Below are 18,084 nucleotides of genomic sequence, written 5' to 3'. Positions count from 1 at the left end.
CAAGAAGTGATTTACGTAATCTTCTGCACAAACATAAGACTTATTTAGCTAAAACAACGAAAAAAGGAAATTGTTTTAATGGCTCTAACAACTGTTATTCTTGCTGCGGGTAAAGGTACTCGCATGCGCTCTGCTCTACCTAAAGTTTTGCACAAAGTTGCAGGTAAACCAATGGTACAGCACGTTATTGATAATGTGATGGCATTAGGTGCAACGACTACAAACTTAGTTTATGGACATGGCGGCGAACTATTACAACAACAACTTGCCGATAACGATGTAAATTGGGTACTCCAAGCAGAACAACTCGGTACTGGCCACGCAGTAGCGCAAGCCAACTCTCATATTAACGATGAAGACACAGTATTGATTTTATACGGTGATGTACCGCTAACAAAACAATCAACACTAGAGCGTTTATTAGCCGCAACACCTAAAAATGGTTTAGCGGTATTAACGGTAAATTTGGTAAACCCAAATGGCTATGGTCGAATGCTTCGTGCCGGTGGTAAGTTAGTCGGTATTGTTGAGCAAAAAGATGCAAGCTCAGAGCAGTTACTTATTAACGAAGTAAATACAGGCATTATGGCTGTTAACGGTAAGCTATTAAAAACATGGTTGGGTAACTTATCTAACAATAATGCACAAGGCGAGTACTACTTAACAGATATCGTTGCAATGGCGCACAGTGAAGGTGTAGAAATTACTTCAGCTCAGCCAGATCATGCAATGGAAGTTGAGGGCGCAAATAACCGCGTACAACTTGCTGGTCTTGAGCGCGCTTACCAAGCATGGCAAGCGCAAGAGTTAATGTTAAATGGTGCAACACTTGCTGATCCTGCTCGTATTGATGTGCGTGGAACAGTTACCACCGGTGAAGATGTACTTATTGATATAAACGTTATTTTTGAAGGTAATGTAACCCTTGGTAGCAATGTACAAATTGGCCCTAACTGTGTCCTTAAAAACTGTACCATAGGCGATAACGTTATTATTAAAGCTAATACGCTGATTGAAGATGCCACAGTTGCAGATAAGTGTACGTTGGGTCCTTATGCTCGGCTTCGCCCAGGCGCTGTAATGGAAGAAGACTCACACATTGGTAACTTTGTTGAGATGAAAAAAACCCGTTTAGGCAAAGGCTCAAAAGCCAACCACTTAAGTTACTTAGGTGATGCTGAAATTGGCGAAAAAGTGAATATTGGCGCGGGTACTATTACCTGTAACTACGATGGTGTTAATAAATCAAAAACTATTATTGGCGATAATGCTTTTATTGGTTCTAATTCATCACTTGTTGCCCCAGTAAATATAGGTGCAACTGCAACAATTGGTGCAGGCTCTGTGATCACCAGTACCGTTGAAGATGACCAATTAGCAATAGCACGCTCTAAACAGCGTAATTTAACAGGTTGGAAACGCCCAGTTAAAAAATAATAAGCCAACACCTTTTTAAGGCGAGTTATATACTCGCTTTTTTATTGCTTATATTTTGACTATTATTTAAACTTATGGTTAACGGATTAAAAAATATACTCAAGGAAGTGTTATATGTCAGCTCATGCTCGCCGTGCTATTGCCGAAAGGCAACGTCAAAGCCAAATAAAAAGCATTCTATCAGGTAATAACCACACTCTTATTCAAATGAACTCAGAGAGTTTGTAGACTACATTATCTCTGTAAAGATGAAGCAAGGTAAATTTCGTTCAGAAGTGGTTGATTGGCTTGATGAGTTACTGGAAGAGCATAATTCACTATCAAGTAAATGGAAACGAATTAAAGATCCTTTGAAAGCAGGGGCTGGTCTATATCCTCTATTTGATGATATTAAAGCTTTAGTCATTATTGCAGAAGTAATGAAGCGCCAAGGTAATACGTTTGGTAAGTTTAAAATCAAAATATATAATGGCTCCCCCGCTATTATAATCACTTCTTACCCTGGTATCAGAGCTCATTTAACTGGAACTCATTATTTAGCAAGTAATCCTAGGCTTTTTACTATCGGCGTAGGCAAGCTAGAAGCCTCTAAAGCAATGAAAGGAGGCTTTGTAGTTAGTTTATTAATTTCAGTTACATTCCACAGTGTAGATTTGTTTTTAAATGATCAAAAAACATGGCATGACTTAGTCGCAGGTATAGCTGTCGATATGGCAGTTGTTGGAGCTGCTATAGCTACAACATTTGCAGTTACTTATTTTGCAACCGCTTTTGCTGGGGCCATTATTGTTACTACTGCTGCAATACCTCTCCTTATTGTTGTCAGTGTAGGTATAGCTTTTACTGCCTGTACTAGCTCAGACTTGATCTGACAGTTACCCATTTTTCTAATGGTGACTGTTAGTTTAGATTTGAGCTAAATTCTTTTCTGCCCAAACCGTTTTTCCATCCAGTAATGTTTCAAGTGGTGTTCGACCGCAACATACTTTTCCTTGATGAGTCCGATCATTGTTGTAGTAATCCATCCATTCGTCCAGATCTTTTTGTAGTTCTTCCATTGAATCGTACAACTTTTTGCGGAATGTGATTTGATAGAACTCGTTTAAAATCGTCTTATGGAAACGCTCACAGATACCATTTGTTTGCGGGGACATTGCTTTCGTTTTTGTATGGTCGATGTCGTTAATTGCCAAATATAGCTGATAATCATGATGCTCAACTCGCCCACAATACTCAGTTCCTCGGTCAGTTAATATTCTAAGCATAGGTAACTTATGACCTTCGAAATAAGGCAATACTTTATCATTGAGCATGTCAGCCGCTATAATTGGCGTTTTCGTTGTGTAGAGCTTCGCAAAGGCGACTTTACTGTAGGTATCCACAAAGGTTTGTTGATAGATACGACCAACACCTTTAAGGTTACCAACATAAAATGTGTCTTGTGAGCCAAGATAACCGGGATGCGCTGTTTCAATTTCACCACAGGCTTCATCGTCATGTTTTTTCTTTTCTAGCGCAGCAACTTGAGCGTCAGATAAAATAATGCCTTCATTAGCGACTTTGTTTTCCAATGCTTTCAATCGTTTTTTGAAGTTTTCTAAATCGTGACGCAACCAGATTGAACGAACACCACTACCTGAGACAAACACGCCTAACTTACGAAGCTCATTGCTGGTTCTATGTTGACCGTGAGCAGGATAGTCAACTGCATAGTTAATGACGGCTTGCTCTGTTTCTTCGTCAACGCGATTCTTTATATTTGGTGTACGGCGGTTCTTTTCGATTAATGCATCAATACCACCTTCATTAACGAGTTCTTGATAACGATAAAATGTATCTCGTGATACGCCCATGACTTTACAGGCTCTTGATACATTGCCTAGTTCTTCGGCAAGGTTAAGTAAACCAGCTTTGTGTTTTATGATTGGATTGTTAGTATGCAACATGAGAGTTACCTTTTTGTTTGTTTTGATTTAAAGATTCGACACCTTTATCAAAACGGGTAACTCTCACTTTTTCAAGTTGAATTGTCAGATCTTGTCTGAACTAATACAACTTACTACTGTCTAGGTTTGAAGTGCAGTGGAATGTCTTACATTTCTGAGATACAAACAATACCACAAGAATTTAGAGTAAACATATTACCTGTTGGTTGCTCAACCGGATAACGTGCACCTCCCGCAACTTCTTTAGTAGCAACATTAGCACTACGGCCTTGTTGAGAAAGGTTTTTAATAGCTTTTTTATTCATTTTAATATTCATAATATTTTCCTTACATTTCTAATTTATTGATGGTTTCAGGGCTACAAGTAATAACTGTTGGGGGGCAAAAACCACCTACAACTTTGTCTGTCATTTTAATATCAATTACATTGAACTCTTGTAACTGTTTAAGTTTTCTTTTATTCAATTTCATACGTTGTCACCGGTTACAGCTGAATAACAATAAATGGTGGAATACAACCATTACCATTTTCATCCATATACACTCCACCAAAAATATTTGCTATCATTTCTTTATTTTGTAACTCAATCATGTTTTTACCTTTAAGTATTAATAAAAGTGAATTTTAACTTTGCTTTATACGGGTATTACTACACCCATAAGTAAGAAAATTACATCCATTCTTCAGGTGGAAATGGACGTGGATCGTTACCGTCTTCAGGGATCGCCATAGTGATCGGCCCACCAGGGACTCCAGGGCCTCCATCCTCCTTAAGGCTTAGAGTAAAATTAACATCACCTTTACCGCCAACAACTTGCTCTTCTTGTGATTTTTCTAATGAAAATGGGTGCATTTTCTTTTCCTTATTTACTTTCTCATTGATGGCATTATTGCCGTTTTTATTACGTGATACTCCGCCAAGAACTCACGTAACGTTAAAGCTTGTCTTTAACTATACAGTTTTTACTTACATCCACTCTTCAGGTGGAAATGGGCGAGGGTCGTTGCCATCTTCAGGGATAGCCATTGTAATTGGGTCTGTAGGATTGATCCCACCGCCATCCTCTGTACAACCGCCAAAATAAGTAACTTTAGAGGCAACAACGCCACCTACAACTTGCTCTTCTTGTGTTTTTTCTAATGAAAATGGGTGCATTTTCTTTTCCTTATTTACTTTCTCATTGATGGCATTATTGCCAGTTTTTATTATGTGATACCCCGCCAAGAATTCACATAACAGTAAAAAACTAATATTTGTGTTTAGCTACTTACATGATTACCGGGTTAAAGTTCTAATAACTTGACCCAAACAGTCGACCCAATTACCATTTTCGTCCCAACCTAGGCCACCATTTACATTTTTTAGTTGAACAATACTTAACTCTTTCATATATATTTCCTTTTTATCAATTATTAATGTTCTAACATGTAATCAACTATATAATCAGACATTGGAATACCTGATTGCTTTTCAAAACCAATAAACATGGGAGAAGGGTTTGCTTCTAAAAAATAATACTCACCGCTTTCGTTCCTACGCCAGTCTATAGCAGTCCAATTAAGGTATAACTCTTCAGCAATATGCTTTGCTTGGCTCTTTATTAACTCAGGTGTATCAATCACTATCAGCTTTGCATCATCATCTTCTCTAAAATCAGCCATGTCGCTTTTAAGCTCAATGGAGATAACACGCTTACCAACTACATAAGTTCGTATATTTGTCCCAGCAATAAACTCTTGTACTGTAATGGGTGATTTAGCCAATGCTGCTTCTACTCTTTCTGTTTCTAAGTGAGACTCTGTTAACATTTCAGTATGCGCGCCACCGAAAACAGGCTTAAAAATACTTTGCTCTAAATTTTTATATGCAAACTTTATATCTTCTATGTTGTTACCAACATAGGTTTGTGGAATTTTAACGCCCAAATTTTTTATTTTTTGTAATTGATAGGGTTTTTCTTGATGATGCTGAAAAGCCTCCCAGCCATTAACCCACTTAGTGCTATTGTCTAAGTAAAACCATGTTCTTAAACAGGCCATGCTATCCTTTGCTGCAATACCCTGCTCAGTCATATAAGTGGCTCGAGTCTCCTCATCGGACACACCCGAAAAGCTACGCCAAAACACGGCTTTAATATCACTTAAATTAATCAGCGTGCCGCATCTTAAAGTTAAACTGCCATTGCCATCATTAGGTGAAAAACTAAACTTTATTTTTTTGGAAAGTCATGTGTTTGCAGTAAGTATGCTTCAACACCACGCATTTTTAACTTTTCAAGTATTTGCTGGGCATGCTCATCATGTGACTGCCCAATAACAATATAAGCCATTTATAAACCCTATTAGTTAAGTGTGTAATAATCTAAATTACTTATGTCGCTTTCCGCGATATTAAATATTTGGCAGCTATTACTTATAACACCGTCTGAATCCAAATAACTGTCAATACAGTCGGCTGCAATTTGCTTATCTAAAAAACGCTCTAATTCATATTCTGATTGGAAGTACTTAGCCATTTTGTTATTCCTATTTTATTATTTTTGGCTGCAACAACTACGCTTTCAAATATGCATATTAAATCAGCCAATTACTGGTTTAGAATTCAAATTCATGTCGCTCAATGTTTTCGACGGGATTAATAATGAGTTTATTTTTTAAAGATTGCAAAAAACCAAAAAAAACATAAAGCAATGTAAATCAACACTTTATATTTAAATGTTATTTTATTATAATTTCATTTTATGCTCTAAATATGAAATAGCGTGGTTTGTAAGCGCTGCATATTGTTTAATTAGTTGGTGAATTGAGCGGGGCCGTTTCAACTATGAGTAGCAATGTTTAAAGTTCAGGAAATGACTATTCATGAATAAAGTAAACGCTTTTTTATAGGTATAAGCATGATTCGTAAAAGGGTTTTATCGAAAACTTAATCGGCAAATTCAACTGGGATTCTCATTAAAACTATTATTTAAAGTCTTGATTAGTAATTCAGGGCGCGAGCATACTTTGTTAAAAATGTTAACCAAAAAGAAGTTCTTCTCTAAAAGCATCATCATAACAAGCTCTTACACACTTACTTCTTATTGACCCCTTGCTTTTCGTATGCTGCTTTATCATGTTCCTAACGACGCGTCTAAATAGTGCCATATGTTGCGCACTTAATGGCTCATGTATTTGACAGGCATCTTCTTTAAATACGACATCCAGTATCCAGTGTTGCTGATTTTCTATCAGCCAATGTTGTCTTATTGCTTTACTTATCAATATATTGTCTGTCAGCGATGTTAGGTAGTAATGTGTGTCAATACTCGTTCTATTACCCTTCGTTCGCTCTCGCTGCACCGCAACGATTGTCCTAACTGATGGCCAGCTCTCTTTAATTTCACTCGGTAATAAACGCGCATCAAGACAATCTATCGTGCGTACTTCTTTTCGCCCATGCCCTGCATCTTGTGTTACATGACTAAGTATCTCTGAGTTTTCAGATTCATACTGGTGTGTAAATGCATCTTGAATCGCGCTATAAAGTTTCTTTTGATTACCCTTTGCTTGCACTAGATAATCTGCATGTCTGCTAATTAGCTGTTTTAGCGTTTCTTTTTGGCAGTGCAAAGCATCAAGTGTAATGACGGTGTTATTGATATCGAGTATTTTCAATAAATCCCGAACTGCCGGTATTTCATTCGTCTTACTGCCAACTGTTTGATGGAATAATGTGAGACCTGCCTCACAATCAAATGCTGAAACGAGGTGTAATTTATCAGCAATGTGTTTACTTGCTCCGCGAATAGTTTTGCCATCGAAGGCAATGACAGGATGCGCTGATTTAACGCGGTTTTGATTGACCCAGCTATACATCGCGAGTAGTAATGAGTCAGTATCAACGGTTCTAAAAATCCGAGCAATACTATGTCGAGTGGGTATGCCATTTTTGAAAGAACGAAATCCTCTTAACCAATTAAGCTTACTTTCGCCATAGACTTCAATATCTTGCCAGTTTTCACACCCTGATGTAACGGCAGTAATAATAAGAAAAAGCACATCAACTAAGTTATGGTGTTGATTTATATGTGAACGATTATCTTTGACGAGTTCTAAATGTGAGAAGAGTGACATAATAAGTGTAAGGTTATGAAATTTATGGTATTAGATCATAAAATTTGTTTATTTACAAAGTGTGATCCCGCCCTGATTAGTAATTAGCAGTAAAATCACATATTGAATCAAGCTTAGAATAAAAACCGCAATATCAATAAAGTGCTAAAAATACCTGCTAAAGGGAAAGGTTTTGAATTACTCTGTCATCTTAAGTTATTTAGTAAGGGGTGACTTAATATATCACCATAAAAAGGATCTATTTTATAAATAAATCGACAATCACTGGCTCAAAATGTAAATGTATGTCCGCTTACCAACGAAAAACCGAAGTAACCAATATGATAACTATAGAAGAGCATGGCCTAGTAAATTATTACCCTGATAGGAAGCTATAGTAACCTGGTGATGAAAGCCCCTAACAATTTAAAGCACAATAGATAAGAATAGTAAGCGCCGGCAATAAGCTCAGCTATTTAGCTTGAGAGTCCATTAGTAATCAGAGTTTAATACTTGGAATTTATACAGCGTTATTACTTGTTAACGGTCTCTCAATAGAAGAGTCTAAGCTCAATCGAACCACTGTATAAAAGGCTTTGATTGCAGCCAAAGCTTGGATATCACATTACCTAAACAAGGTTAAATAATAATTAACTTATGGGACTATTACCATACCAGGGCTTAGATGATATAACACCAATAAAAAACTTGAAAAACTCAACTGCTGGTCGTCGTTAAAAATGGGGGGATTACCTGCCCTTTGTTGTATATTAAAGCTCGCAGTTTTTGATGGCAAAAAAAGGAGCATATCTGCTCCTTATTCATCTTATTTCTCGCAATAAGTTAATATTACTTCTCCGCCAAGAGGGGTAATACTATTTTTCGGTTTCAAAAATACCAACCATTTTATTAAAAATTTCGTCGATTTTATCCGCTAAACTTTTAGCGCCACCGTTAATTTTTAATACTTCTTTTTTATCTAAAGTTTTCATTTTAAGAGATCCTGAATTTTATCCCAAACTTTCCCTATAACTGACTTTCCGCCATTTACTTCTTCTAATTGCACTGTATTTAGTTCTTTCATTTTAAGAGTTCCTGAATTTTATCCCAAACTTTCTCTATCACTGACTTTCCGCCATTTACAACTAAAATTTCGTCTTTATTTAAATCTTTCATTTTTATACCTCTTAAAATTATTTTTGTACTACGTAATGAACTATACTACCCATTACAGGGCCTCCAATTACTAATAACGCAACTGTACCACCTACCACTTGATCTTCACTTTTGTTTAATTCTTGCATCTTTATTCCTTATTATTGAAGTTTTTCGTAAATATAACCACCTGCCAAACCAGCTAGAAACATTATTGCTAGTGGGTTACCGCCATTAACTTGCTCTACTTGATGCGTATTTAATTCTTTCATTCTTATATCCTTTTCAATTAGTGTTATTACTTCGCGATTAAACGCCCTAGTTCCCAACCAGCTTTAAATGCTGCCCAAAGTGCATTACCACCATTCACTTCTTCTAACTGTACTGCGTTAAGTTCTTGCATCTTTATTCCTTATTATTGAAGTTTTTCGTAAATATAACCACCTGCCAAACCAGCTAGAAACATTATTGCTAGTGGGTTACCGCCATTAACTTGCTCTACTTGATGCGTATTTAATTCTTTCATTCTTATATCCTTTTCAATTAGTATTATTACTTCGCGATTAAACGCCCTAGTTCCCAACCAGCTTTAAATGCTGCCCAAAGTGCATTACCACCATTCACTTCTTCTAACTGTACTGCGTTAAGTTCTTGCATCTTTATTCCTTATTATTGAAGTTTTTCGTAAATATAACCACCTGCCAAACCAGCTAGAAACATTATTGCTAGTGGGTTACCGCCATTAACTTGCTCTACTTGATGCGTATTTAATTCTTTCATTCTTATATCCTTTTCAATTAGTATTATTACTTCGCGATTAAACGCCCTAGTTCCCAACCAGCTTTAAATGCTGCCCAAAGTGCATTACCACCATTCACTTCTTCTAACTGTACTGCGTTAAGTTCTTGCATCTTTATTCCTTATTATTGAAGTTTTTCGTAAATATAACCACCTGCCAAACCAGCTAGAAACATTATTGCTAGTGGGTTACCGCCATTAACTTGCTCTACTTGATGCGTATTTAATTCTTTCATTCTTATATCCTTTTCAATTAGTATTATTACTTCGCGATTAAACGCCCTAGTTCCCAACCAGCTTTAAATGCTGCCCAAAGTGCATTACCACCATTCACTTCTTCTAACTGTACTGCGTTAAGTTCTTGCATCTTTATTCCTTATTATTGAAGTTTTTCGTAAATATAACCACCTGCCAAACCAGCTAGAAACATTATTGCTAGTGGGTTACCGCCATTAACTTGCTCTACTTGATGCGTATTTAATTCTTTCATTCTTATATCCTTTTCAATTAGTATTATTACTTCGCGATTAAACGCCCTAGTTCCCAACCAGCTTTAAATGCTGCCCAAAGTGCATTACCACCATTCACTTCTTCTAACTGTACTGCGTTAAGTTCTTGCATCTTTATTCCTTATTATTGAAGTTTTTCGTAAATATAACCACCTGCCAAACCAGCTAGAAACATTATTGCTAGTGGGTTACCGCCATTAACTTGCTCTACTTGATGCGTATTTAATTCTTTCATTCTTATATCCTTTTCAATTAGTATTATTACTTCGCGATTAAACGCCCTAGTTCCCAACCAGCTTTAAATGCTGCCCAAAGTGCATTACCACCATTCACTTCTTCTAACTGTACTGCGTTAAGTTCTTGCATCTTTATTCCTTATTATTGAAGTTTTTCGTAAATATAACCACCTGCCAAACCAGCTAGAAACATTATTGCTAGTGGGTTACCGCCATTAACTTGCTCTACTTGATGCGTATTTAATTCTTTCATTTTTATTGGCTACCTATTTATATTATTTAAGTTGATTCATTAGATCTCTAATGGCTTGCAGCCATGCACCCTCATGATAAACCGTTGAAACACCACCACTCACTACTTCCAACTGAACTATATTTAATGTTTTCATATACCTCTCCTATTGAAAAATCTTTGGAATAGTTGGGACTTTAGGTCCAATTACACAACCACCATCTACAATGCCACCATTAGCTTCTTTCACTTGCATTATGTTCAATTCATTCATGATATTTTCCTATTTTAAGTTTATTGTGTTTTAGTAAGTCTGATTAGATTTTGGTATTTCAATAGGGCCACATATTACTGGTCTGCTTCCAGTAGAAACTGCACCACCTGTTGCTTCTAAGCTTTCTGTACAATTTAATAATTTCACTTTTAATCTCCAACGCTTTAATTTATCTACGCTACAATCGAAGCATAATTTTTTATAATATAAATATTGCAAGGCCAATAAAGGCTGGATTTATAGACATACCACCATTGACGTTGTTTATTTGAGCTCCATTTATATTCTTCATTATTTTCATTTTTATCTAGCAATGAGGTCTAAAATAATCTCTATAAAAGTAGGTGGAGATCTATCTACTGCTACATCACAACCACCATTTATTTTCTCTAATTGAACAACATTTAACTCTTTCATTTATTTCTCCTTTTTTATTAATTAACTTATTAAAAAACTGCCATCTGAACTTGTATCTATAAACTCTTCATTTTCAATATTTAAGCTATTTATTTTCTTTATAGCTTTAGTTCTTGAACCTAAATCAGGCTTATCTACTTCTATTGCTTCACCATACCTAAGCTCTATAACTCTATCTGCACTGGCTATTGTTTCAGGCCTGTGTGCAATAATAATACGTGTCACATCTAGGTTTTTTACTGCTTCGTTTACCGAAAACTCTAGCTTTGTATCTAAATTACTTGTTGCTTCATCCATAAACAGAATTTTAGGTTTTCTGTACAAAGCTCTTGCAAGTAATAAACGCTGTATTTGCCCGCCCGATAACGCAGCTCCCATATCACCAACAAGTGTGTTGTAGCCCATTGTCATTTGTAAAATATCGTTATCTATAGCTGCAATTTTAGCCGCCCATTCAACTTGTTGCATATCGAGCTCTGGGTCAAAAAACGATATATTGTCAGCTATTGAGCCTGATAGAAGCTGGTCGTCCTGCATTACAGCTGCAATCTGCGTTCTATATTGACCAAGTCCTAGCTGTCTAATATCAACACCGTCTACTTCAATCTTTCCTTCGTCGGGTTCAAACAATCCAAGCATTAACTTTGCAAGTGTGGTTTTACCGCAACCCGACGGGCCAATAATGGCGACTGACTCTCCGGCTTTAATTGATAGGTCTAAGTGTTTAAATACCGGTGCTTCTTTTTTGTTGTATCGGTAATTAATGCCTTTAAGCTCTATGTTGCCACTGATTTTCTTACCACTCATTTTGCCTTGAATATTTTGCTCTTTCTCAGTTAAAGAAATATCAGCTAGGCGGTTAAAATGAAGGCTAAGCATTTTAAATTCGATTATTTTTTCGATTAAGCTCGCCATTTTTTCTACAAATTGGCGTTTATAAGCCATAAAGGCAAACAACATACCGACCGTTAAATCACCTTCCATGACCAGCATGGCTGCAAAGTAAATAACTAGAACATTTTCAAGACCAAAGATAATTTTATTAAATGCTTCGTAGCCTATGTTTAAGTGTCCTACACGTATTCCTGAGTTCAAACTGTCTGCATACTTGTTATGCCATACACTTTGTCTTTGAACTTCTCGCCCAAACAGTTTAATCGTTTGGATACCTCTAACGGTTTCCATAAAGTTCGATTGCTCTTTGGCTTGGTTTACTATTACCTCTTCTGACATTTGACGAAGTGGACGATACATTGCAATTCTAAACACGGCATAAATGGCTATCGCTATTAAAACGATGACGCTGAGCTTTGGGCTGTATAAAAAAATCATAATAAGTGTTGCGATAGCCATCACACCATCGATAACCGCCTCTATTACTCCTTTAGTAAGTAACTCCTTTACTTGTTGCAGTGAGCCGAACCGAGAGACGACATCACCTATATGCCGTTTTTCAAAATACTGTAATGGTAATCTGATTAAATGATGAAATAGATTGGCACCAAGCTGTATGCTCATTAAATTACCAAAGTGCAATAATAAAACACTCCGTACAGCTCCCGTGACCATTTCTATTCCCATCAACAAGCCAAATCCAATTGCTAAAATAGCGAGTAGATTTTGGTCGTAGCTTAAAATCACTTCATCAACTACAAGCTGCATGTAGTAAGGGCTCGCTATTGCAAATGCTTGCAGTAATAGTGATAAAACAAACACTTTACCTAACGTTGACTTTAAACCTGTGACCTTGCTCCAAAAATCAGATAACTTTAAATTTACACGTGAATCTTCTGACTTAAACTCTTCTGTTGGGCTCAATTCCAATGCAACACCCGTGAAGTGTTTAGAAAACTCTTCCATTGTATATTTGCGTTCACCTAAACCCGGATCGTGTATCTCAATTGACTTTTTAGTTACCTTTTTAAGTACTACAAAATGATTCATATCCCAGTGTAAAATGCAGGGAGTTTTAAGCTGCGATAAATGATCTAAATCTAATCTTAAAGCACGAGAACTCAGCTTCAACTTATCTGCTATTTGCATCAGCTCTTCAAGGTTGGCACCTTTCAAAGATATTTCATGCTCTTGACGTAAACTTGTTAAGTCAGTTTTATATCCATAATACGCAGCAACCATTGCAATACTTGCTAATCCACATTCAGCTGCTTCTGTTTGTAAGATTACTGGAAGTCTTTTTACTCCACTAAATCTTAATAAATGCATTGGGTTTTCCATTATACTGCTCCCTTAATGCTATATATTGGCTCAAATAACCACTCAAACAGCGAACGACTATCTACCATAATGTCGGCCTCTAGTAACATGCCTGCTTGTAAAGGAACTGAAGCCCCATAAGCTTGCGCATTTTGATTTGTTAGCTCAACTACCACCTGGTACATAGGCTCTTGAAGCGACACGGGTAAAGCAGTCTCATTTGGTAAAAGTATTGATTTAGATACACTTTTTATTACTCCGTCATATATACCAAAGCGTTGGTACGGAAATGCTTGATAACGAATGCGTGTACCTTGTCCTTTCTGCACAAATCCATATGCTCTTGTGGGTACAAAAAGAACGGCTTCTAATTTTGTGTCCTCTGGTAAAACAGCCATCAATGGGTAATTTGATTGCGCCATCATTCCAGGTTTAACCAACAAGTTACTAATGCGTCCACTACGCTGGCTACGAACATCATAACTACCTTGTGATTCAGCTTGGCTAATCTGCTGATTTATATTAGCTAATTGAGAACGTAGCTGTGATTCAATCTCTTGTTGATTCATCGGCATTTGTATTAATTCAAACTGGTACTGACTGAGTAACTCTTTTTGCGTGAGTAAACGCGCTTCTAAATCTTCTGCTTGTTGCTGAATCGCAAAATAATTATCTTTTACCGTCTCTAAATCAGCATTAGAAGCAAATTGTTTTTCTATGAGCGACTCCGTATCAGCAACTCTCTTCTTACTCAAAACAACTCGTTTTTCTAATAATGTCAGCTGTTTTTGGGCCTGCTCCACCTGAAAAGTCGTACTCGCTATTTGAGATTCTAATTTTTCAAGACTCACTTCAGCTAATAACTTTTGATTTTGTAAGTTTTCATTTAAAAATTGCTTTTGCTTGGTTAACTCACTCACAATCACATCATTAATGTCGTTGCCTGAGGCCAGTAACCTTTCTATGCGTATCCGTGCTAATAACTGCCCTTTTGCGACATGATCCCCTTCTTCAACAAAAATTTCATCAATAACACCGGTTGTTAAAGGGTAGACTTTAGATAGCCCTGTTGTTGGCCGCAAATAACCGGAAACAACTTCTTTTCGGTGGTATTCACCTAATACAAGATATGTAAAGCCAACAACAACAATTCCTAAAATTAAACCCAGGATCCATTTAAAAGACATATGAGTTGCTATAGTTACTTCCCCATCAAGTTTTTGTCCTTGATGGTCAATCGCTTCTTTACGAAATAAATCAGACATATTTACGCCATTGCCTCAGGTAGTGGTGTACTACAATGTAATTTCCATTCACCTGACTCTTTTACTAGCGAATGTAAATTGCTCGACACTTTATCTATAGCTTTACCATCTATCTCTGCTTTAAAATTAACTACATCCCTTACAACTAATAAGTCGTCTTGCTTTGCAATTAATGCAACATTTTGCAAAGTAAACTTAAAATCAAATTGCTTTCTTAGTGTTTCAAACTGTTGCTTAGTTGCATTAAATAAAGGGGAGCCAGAACAAAAATAATCCTCTAGATCATCTAAGCTACCATCGCAGATTAATGCATAGTAACTACTAAAATATTCATTAAGCGTCATAGTAAACTCCAAATTATTTAACTTTTAAAGAGGGTTTTTATTGCCGCCCTCTGATTCGATGGAATTTATATTCACAGATAATTATTCATTTAGCAAATGTAAGGATAATTTAAAAAATTATTTTTTTCAGTCACTTAAGATAAAAAGTTATTTTAAAATAAGCTAGTAATAGTGACTAGGTTTGCTTTGCTAATATGATAAACATATTTACGGATATAAATTTCGAAAGGAATACATAAAGAAGTCTCATCTCAATAGTTGTTTGGGTCTAATTTAATTGGACGCTTCATTTATTGGCATTAATGCCAATAAATTAAAGAAAAAATATAAGTTAAAAAAGTAATACAAAAGCTACCCAGAAGCTTTTAAAGATAAAGCTATTTTAATAATAAAAGAGCGAGGCTACAGTACTGTAAAAGCTGCTAAGCCTCTTCGCGTCACCAACAATTCACTTTACAGATGGAAATATAAAGCAATTACTAAGTAGCAAGGGATTACTTTGGATGAATTTGAACGGGGTAAGTAAAAATAGATGAAAAAACGCTAAATCACGAATTCAAAAAGTAATACTAACTAAGGTCAGGGTGATATCAGGTGGTCAGTGCAACATGTTTTAAATAATATCATTAGGAGTTAAATAGTTTAATATCCTTCTAGTTCGATCATTTAGTTTTTAGCGATTTTAGGTCAAAGCCATGTAGGCTTGTCCTTTTGGGGAAGTACGACGCAACTTTATCAACATATACTTTAAGGTTTTACAGACGTATGCGATGACTATTTGAAAGTATGCGAAGTAGTTTAAGGTAACTATTTAAACACAAGCGGTAATTCTCCCAAGAAATAATAGAAGCCAAATATGGAATTTTCTCTTATTGTAAAGACAGGAGAAAATTATGAAAAAAGCACATTTTACAGACAGTCAAATCCTTGCCATTTTAAAACAAGCCGAAAACGGCGTGCCGATCCCTGAGCTATGCCGTGAACATGGTATGGGCAACTCAACCTTTTATAAATGGCGCGCTAAATACGGCGGCATGGATGCGCCTTTAATGACACGAATGAAAGAGCTTGAAGATGAAAATCGCCGTTTAAAGAAAATGTATGCTGAAGAGCGGCTAAAATCTGAGGTCATTCAAGAGGCAATGGCAAAAAGTGGTAAAGGCTTCTGAGCGCAAAGTCTTGGCTCATGAAGTCGTTAGCACAAATAAAATGAGTATTGTCTTAGCCTGTCGTACTTTCATGATAAGTGAAACATGTCAGCGTAATTGGGGATTCGGTTTATGTTTTTTATATTTACGCAATGTTAAAGGCTACACATGGAATCATAAGCGTGTTTATCGTATTTACCGTGAGCTTGAGCTGAATCTGCGAATAAAGCCTAGAAAACGCCTAACAAGGGAGAAGCCTGAACCATTGGCTGTCTCTGAGGCCATTAACGAATGTTGGTCAATGGATTTTATGCACGACCAATTATCTGATGGCAGAGGGTGTCGCTTGTTCAATGTGATTGATGATTTCAATCGCGAAGGACTCACAATAGATGCTGACTTATCACTCCCCGCTGAGCGTGTTATCCGCTCACTCAATCAAATTATAGAATGGCGTGGTAAGCCAAAAGCTATCAGGTGTGACAATGGGCCTGAATATATTAGCCATAAATTAGCAGAGTGGGCGTTAAATAATAATATTGAATTACGATTTATTCAACCAGGTAACCCGCAACAAAATGCTTATGTAGAGCGGTTTAATCGCACGGTTAGGTATGACTGGCTAAGTCATTATATTTACAGTGATATTAGCGAGTTACAAGATAAAGCAACCGATTGGTTATGGACTTATAATAATCAACGCCCTAACATGGGTATAGGTGGCATAACACCCATACAAAAACTGGAAAAGTTAAACAACGGAAATTCTACAGATAGCCTCCATTAAAAATGGGGGGATTACCGGATATTAACAAAGGCTATAACTTTCTGTGGTCATAGGTTGGGTGAGTAGTTCACAGCATAAGCCAGCAATTCCACAAGTTGTTGTTAAATACACCTTAAGAAAGGGTGACGTGGATATGTAAATATATACTACTATAAAATGCTTTTTAGATAGTTTGAAGTATAACTTTGAGAATTTAGTAAATAAGCCAACCAGATTTTTTATTAAAATATTCAGCCACTTATACAAAGTAAAACTAATTAGAACAAGTACATTTAGCAAATAAAAGTTTATCAGTGGAGAGGGAACTTCTTAACTAAAAAGTCCAGACTAGTCGACCTAAATAAGCTTAAATGGTTACGGTGAACGCTTACTCTCTTGAAAACCAAATAGTATCTGCAAAACTAATTGCAGCTGTAAAAAGCTTCATTAACCCCCTTATTTTTCATGCCTGAATTCTCATCTAAAAACTTAATTGAGACTAAAACAGATAAATTTTCTACCTTTACCACCTTAAAACGAAAGTCATATGCGTCTGAACATAAATAGCTCCCTCGCTTTATAGAGGTAATGCTATCTAAATCTTTATCACTAAGGGAAAGTACACCGTAAAATTCTTCGTTTTTAATTTTAAAAAGTAGCTCCCCCTTATAAAAAAATCACCTTTTTCTAACCTTGACCCATATATGACATTGCCCTTTAAGGTAGAGTAAACATACTTTTTTGACTCATAATTATCATACGCCATTAATAGGTCCTTTTTATTAACGAGATCCCCGTTTTTGACATAAACTTCACTAATATTCCCTGACTCTCTGGAATATAAATACTCCTGAAGCTCGGGAGTATTTATATTAAAAATAGCGGAAAATGAAATTGCAGTATATAGATTGACTATTAACAAACCCCCCTTACTTTATTAAATCAGATAAACGAGAAACAGAAGATAACATATCAACAGGAGAATCAGTCATAGTCGGTCTTACAATCGTTATCCCTGTTGCACCGTTTATCATCTTAGTTTGATCTAATGCTATAAGATTTCCTGCATTCAACTCTTTTGATTTTAGTACTTTTAAGTTTTTTTCTTTAATACAATTTTCATAAATATTAATCCTATTATTAGTATTTGTTATCGTTTTTCGTGAACACGAATTAATTTATCCTAAAAATATAAAAAATGTAATTATTAATTATTATTTAACAGCATAACAATTAGACTTAAGCTG

The 18,084-nt window shown here is 36.1% G+C and carries 14 protein-coding genes and 1 pseudogene; 4 read left to right on the top strand and 11 right to left on the bottom strand.

Translation table 11 applies throughout. The features are described from left to right. Positions 1–78 precede the first annotated feature (78 nt). Entirely contained in the window at positions 79–1,437 is a 1,359-nt protein-coding gene (gene glmU / locus P4S65_RS04650) for a bifunctional UDP-N-acetylglucosamine diphosphorylase/glucosamine-1-phosphate N-acetyltransferase GlmU (RefSeq protein WP_096794040.1), read from the top strand. Positions 1,438–1,712: 275 nt separating this feature from the next. Next, positions 1,713–2,309: a hypothetical protein gene (locus P4S65_RS04645; RefSeq protein WP_337119663.1), complete on the top strand. Its 597-nt coding sequence runs from the start codon at positions 1,713–1,715 to the stop codon at positions 2,307–2,309. Between the two features lie 33 nt (positions 2,310–2,342). Here the strand turns inward: P4S65_RS04645 and P4S65_RS04640 are convergent, their stop codons facing one another. The 11 genes from P4S65_RS04640 to P4S65_RS04590 form a co-directional block, all read right to left on the bottom strand. Beyond that, positions 2,343–3,383 (bottom strand): IS481 family transposase, encoded by a 1,041-nt coding sequence (locus P4S65_RS04640; RefSeq protein WP_096792469.1) that lies wholly within the window; start codon positions 3,381–3,383, stop codon positions 2,343–2,345. Positions 3,384–3,529: 146 nt separating this feature from the next. Beyond that, a complete protein-coding gene (locus P4S65_RS04635) occupies positions 3,530–3,700 on the bottom strand; it encodes a hypothetical protein (protein ID WP_157770559.1) in 171 nt (56 codons plus the stop codon). 10 nt (positions 3,701–3,710) lie between these two features. Beyond that, positions 3,711–3,854 carry a hypothetical protein gene (locus P4S65_RS04630; RefSeq protein WP_157770560.1) on the bottom strand — a complete coding sequence of 48 codons (144 nt, stop codon included), beginning with the start codon at positions 3,852–3,854 and terminating at the stop codon, positions 3,711–3,713. A 200-nt stretch (positions 3,855–4,054) separates the two neighbouring features. Beyond that, on the bottom strand, positions 4,055–4,237 hold the full coding sequence (locus P4S65_RS04625) for a hypothetical protein (protein WP_096794042.1): 183 nt from the start codon (positions 4,235–4,237) through the stop codon (positions 4,055–4,057). Positions 4,238–4,351: 114 nt separating this feature from the next. Continuing rightward, positions 4,352–4,540: a hypothetical protein gene (locus P4S65_RS04620; RefSeq protein ID WP_096794043.1), complete on the bottom strand. Its 189-nt coding sequence runs from the start codon at positions 4,538–4,540 to the stop codon at positions 4,352–4,354. A gap of 257 nt (positions 4,541–4,797) precedes the next feature. Further along, positions 4,798–5,457 carry an ATP-grasp domain-containing protein gene (locus tag P4S65_RS04615; protein ID WP_337119662.1) on the bottom strand — a complete coding sequence of 220 codons (660 nt, stop codon included), beginning with the start codon at positions 5,455–5,457 and terminating at the stop codon, positions 4,798–4,800. A gap of 269 nt (positions 5,458–5,726) precedes the next feature. Continuing rightward, positions 5,727–5,900: a hypothetical protein gene (locus P4S65_RS04610; protein WP_157770561.1), complete on the bottom strand. Its 174-nt coding sequence runs from the start codon at positions 5,898–5,900 to the stop codon at positions 5,727–5,729. A 502-nt stretch (positions 5,901–6,402) separates the two neighbouring features. Then, a complete protein-coding gene (locus tag P4S65_RS04605; RefSeq protein WP_337119635.1) occupies positions 6,403–7,500 on the bottom strand; it encodes an ISAs1-like element ISPsesp1 family transposase in 1,098 nt (365 codons plus the stop codon). A gap of 3,621 nt (positions 7,501–11,121) precedes the next feature. Further along, positions 11,122–13,335: a peptidase domain-containing ABC transporter gene (locus P4S65_RS04600; RefSeq protein ID WP_096794045.1), complete on the bottom strand. Its 2,214-nt coding sequence runs from the start codon at positions 13,333–13,335 to the stop codon at positions 11,122–11,124. Then, on the bottom strand, positions 13,335–14,579 hold the full coding sequence (locus tag P4S65_RS04595; RefSeq protein ID WP_096794046.1) for an HlyD family secretion protein: 1,245 nt from the start codon (positions 14,577–14,579) through the stop codon (positions 13,335–13,337). The genes P4S65_RS04600 and P4S65_RS04595 overlap by 1 nt, the downstream gene beginning before the upstream one ends. A gap of 2 nt (positions 14,580–14,581) precedes the next feature. After that, complete coding sequence (locus P4S65_RS04590; protein ID WP_096794047.1) at positions 14,582–14,923, bottom strand: hypothetical protein; 342 nt, start codon at positions 14,921–14,923, stop codon at positions 14,582–14,584. A 358-nt stretch (positions 14,924–15,281) separates the two neighbouring features. Between P4S65_RS04590 and P4S65_RS21860 the strand changes: the two are divergent. Together P4S65_RS21860 and P4S65_RS04585 are read left to right on the top strand one after the other, a co-directional pair. Continuing rightward, a pseudogene (locus tag P4S65_RS21860) lies at positions 15,282–15,410 on the top strand (hypothetical protein); the annotation flags it as partial. A 406-nt stretch (positions 15,411–15,816) separates the two neighbouring features. Next, positions 15,817–16,858, top strand: a protein-coding gene (locus P4S65_RS04585) for an IS3 family transposase (RefSeq protein ID WP_337119661.1) whose coding sequence is annotated in 2 segments (ribosomal slippage) — positions 15,817–16,073 and positions 16,072–16,858 — 1,044 coding nt in all. Because the reading frame shifts where the segments join, the coding sequence is not laid out codon by codon here. Positions 16,859–18,084: the final 1,226 nt, after the last annotated feature.

It is taken from the genome of Pseudoalteromonas sp. B131b (assembly GCF_037162545.1).
GTDB classification, from domain to species: Bacteria; Pseudomonadota; Gammaproteobacteria; order Enterobacterales; family Alteromonadaceae; genus Pseudoalteromonas; species Pseudoalteromonas fuliginea.
This window is presented reverse-complemented; position numbering and strand designations above follow the sequence as displayed.

What these genes read in the sequence shown, in the direction of transcription:
- P4S65_RS04630 (WP_157770560.1), bottom strand. Translation starts at nt 3,854, where the DNA reads ATGAAATTGAATAAAAGAAAACTTAAACAGTTACAAGAGTTCAATGTA.
- P4S65_RS04600 (WP_096794045.1), bottom strand. Translation starts at nt 13,335, where the DNA reads ATGGAAAACCCAATGCATTTATTAAGATTTAGTGGAGTAAAAAGACTT.
- P4S65_RS04590 (WP_096794047.1), bottom strand. Translation starts at nt 14,923, where the DNA reads ATGACGCTTAATGAATATTTTAGTAGTTACTATGCATTAATCTGCGAT.
- glmU (WP_096794040.1), top strand. Translation starts at nt 79, where the DNA reads ATGGCTCTAACAACTGTTATTCTTGCTGCGGGTAAAGGTACTCGCATG.
- P4S65_RS04610 (WP_157770561.1), bottom strand. Translation starts at nt 5,900, where the DNA reads ATGGCTAAGTACTTCCAATCAGAATATGAATTAGAGCGTTTTTTAGAT.
- P4S65_RS04595 (WP_096794046.1), bottom strand. Translation starts at nt 14,579, where the DNA reads ATGTCTGATTTATTTCGTAAAGAAGCGATTGACCATCAAGGACAAAAA.
- P4S65_RS04605 (WP_337119635.1), bottom strand. Translation starts at nt 7,500, where the DNA reads ATGTCACTCTTCTCACATTTAGAACTCGTCAAAGATAATCGTTCACAT.
- P4S65_RS04615 (WP_337119662.1), bottom strand. Translation starts at nt 5,457, where the DNA reads ATGACTGAGCAGGGTATTGCAGCAAAGGATAGCATGGCCTGTTTAAGA.
- P4S65_RS04620 (WP_096794043.1), bottom strand. Translation starts at nt 4,540, where the DNA reads ATGCACCCATTTTCATTAGAAAAAACACAAGAAGAGCAAGTTGTAGGT.
- P4S65_RS04625 (WP_096794042.1), bottom strand. Translation starts at nt 4,237, where the DNA reads ATGCACCCATTTTCATTAGAAAAATCACAAGAAGAGCAAGTTGTTGGC.
- P4S65_RS04640 (WP_096792469.1), bottom strand. Translation starts at nt 3,383, where the DNA reads ATGTTGCATACTAACAATCCAATCATAAAACACAAAGCTGGTTTACTT.
- P4S65_RS04635 (WP_157770559.1), bottom strand. Translation starts at nt 3,700, where the DNA reads ATGAATATTAAAATGAATAAAAAAGCTATTAAAAACCTTTCTCAACAA.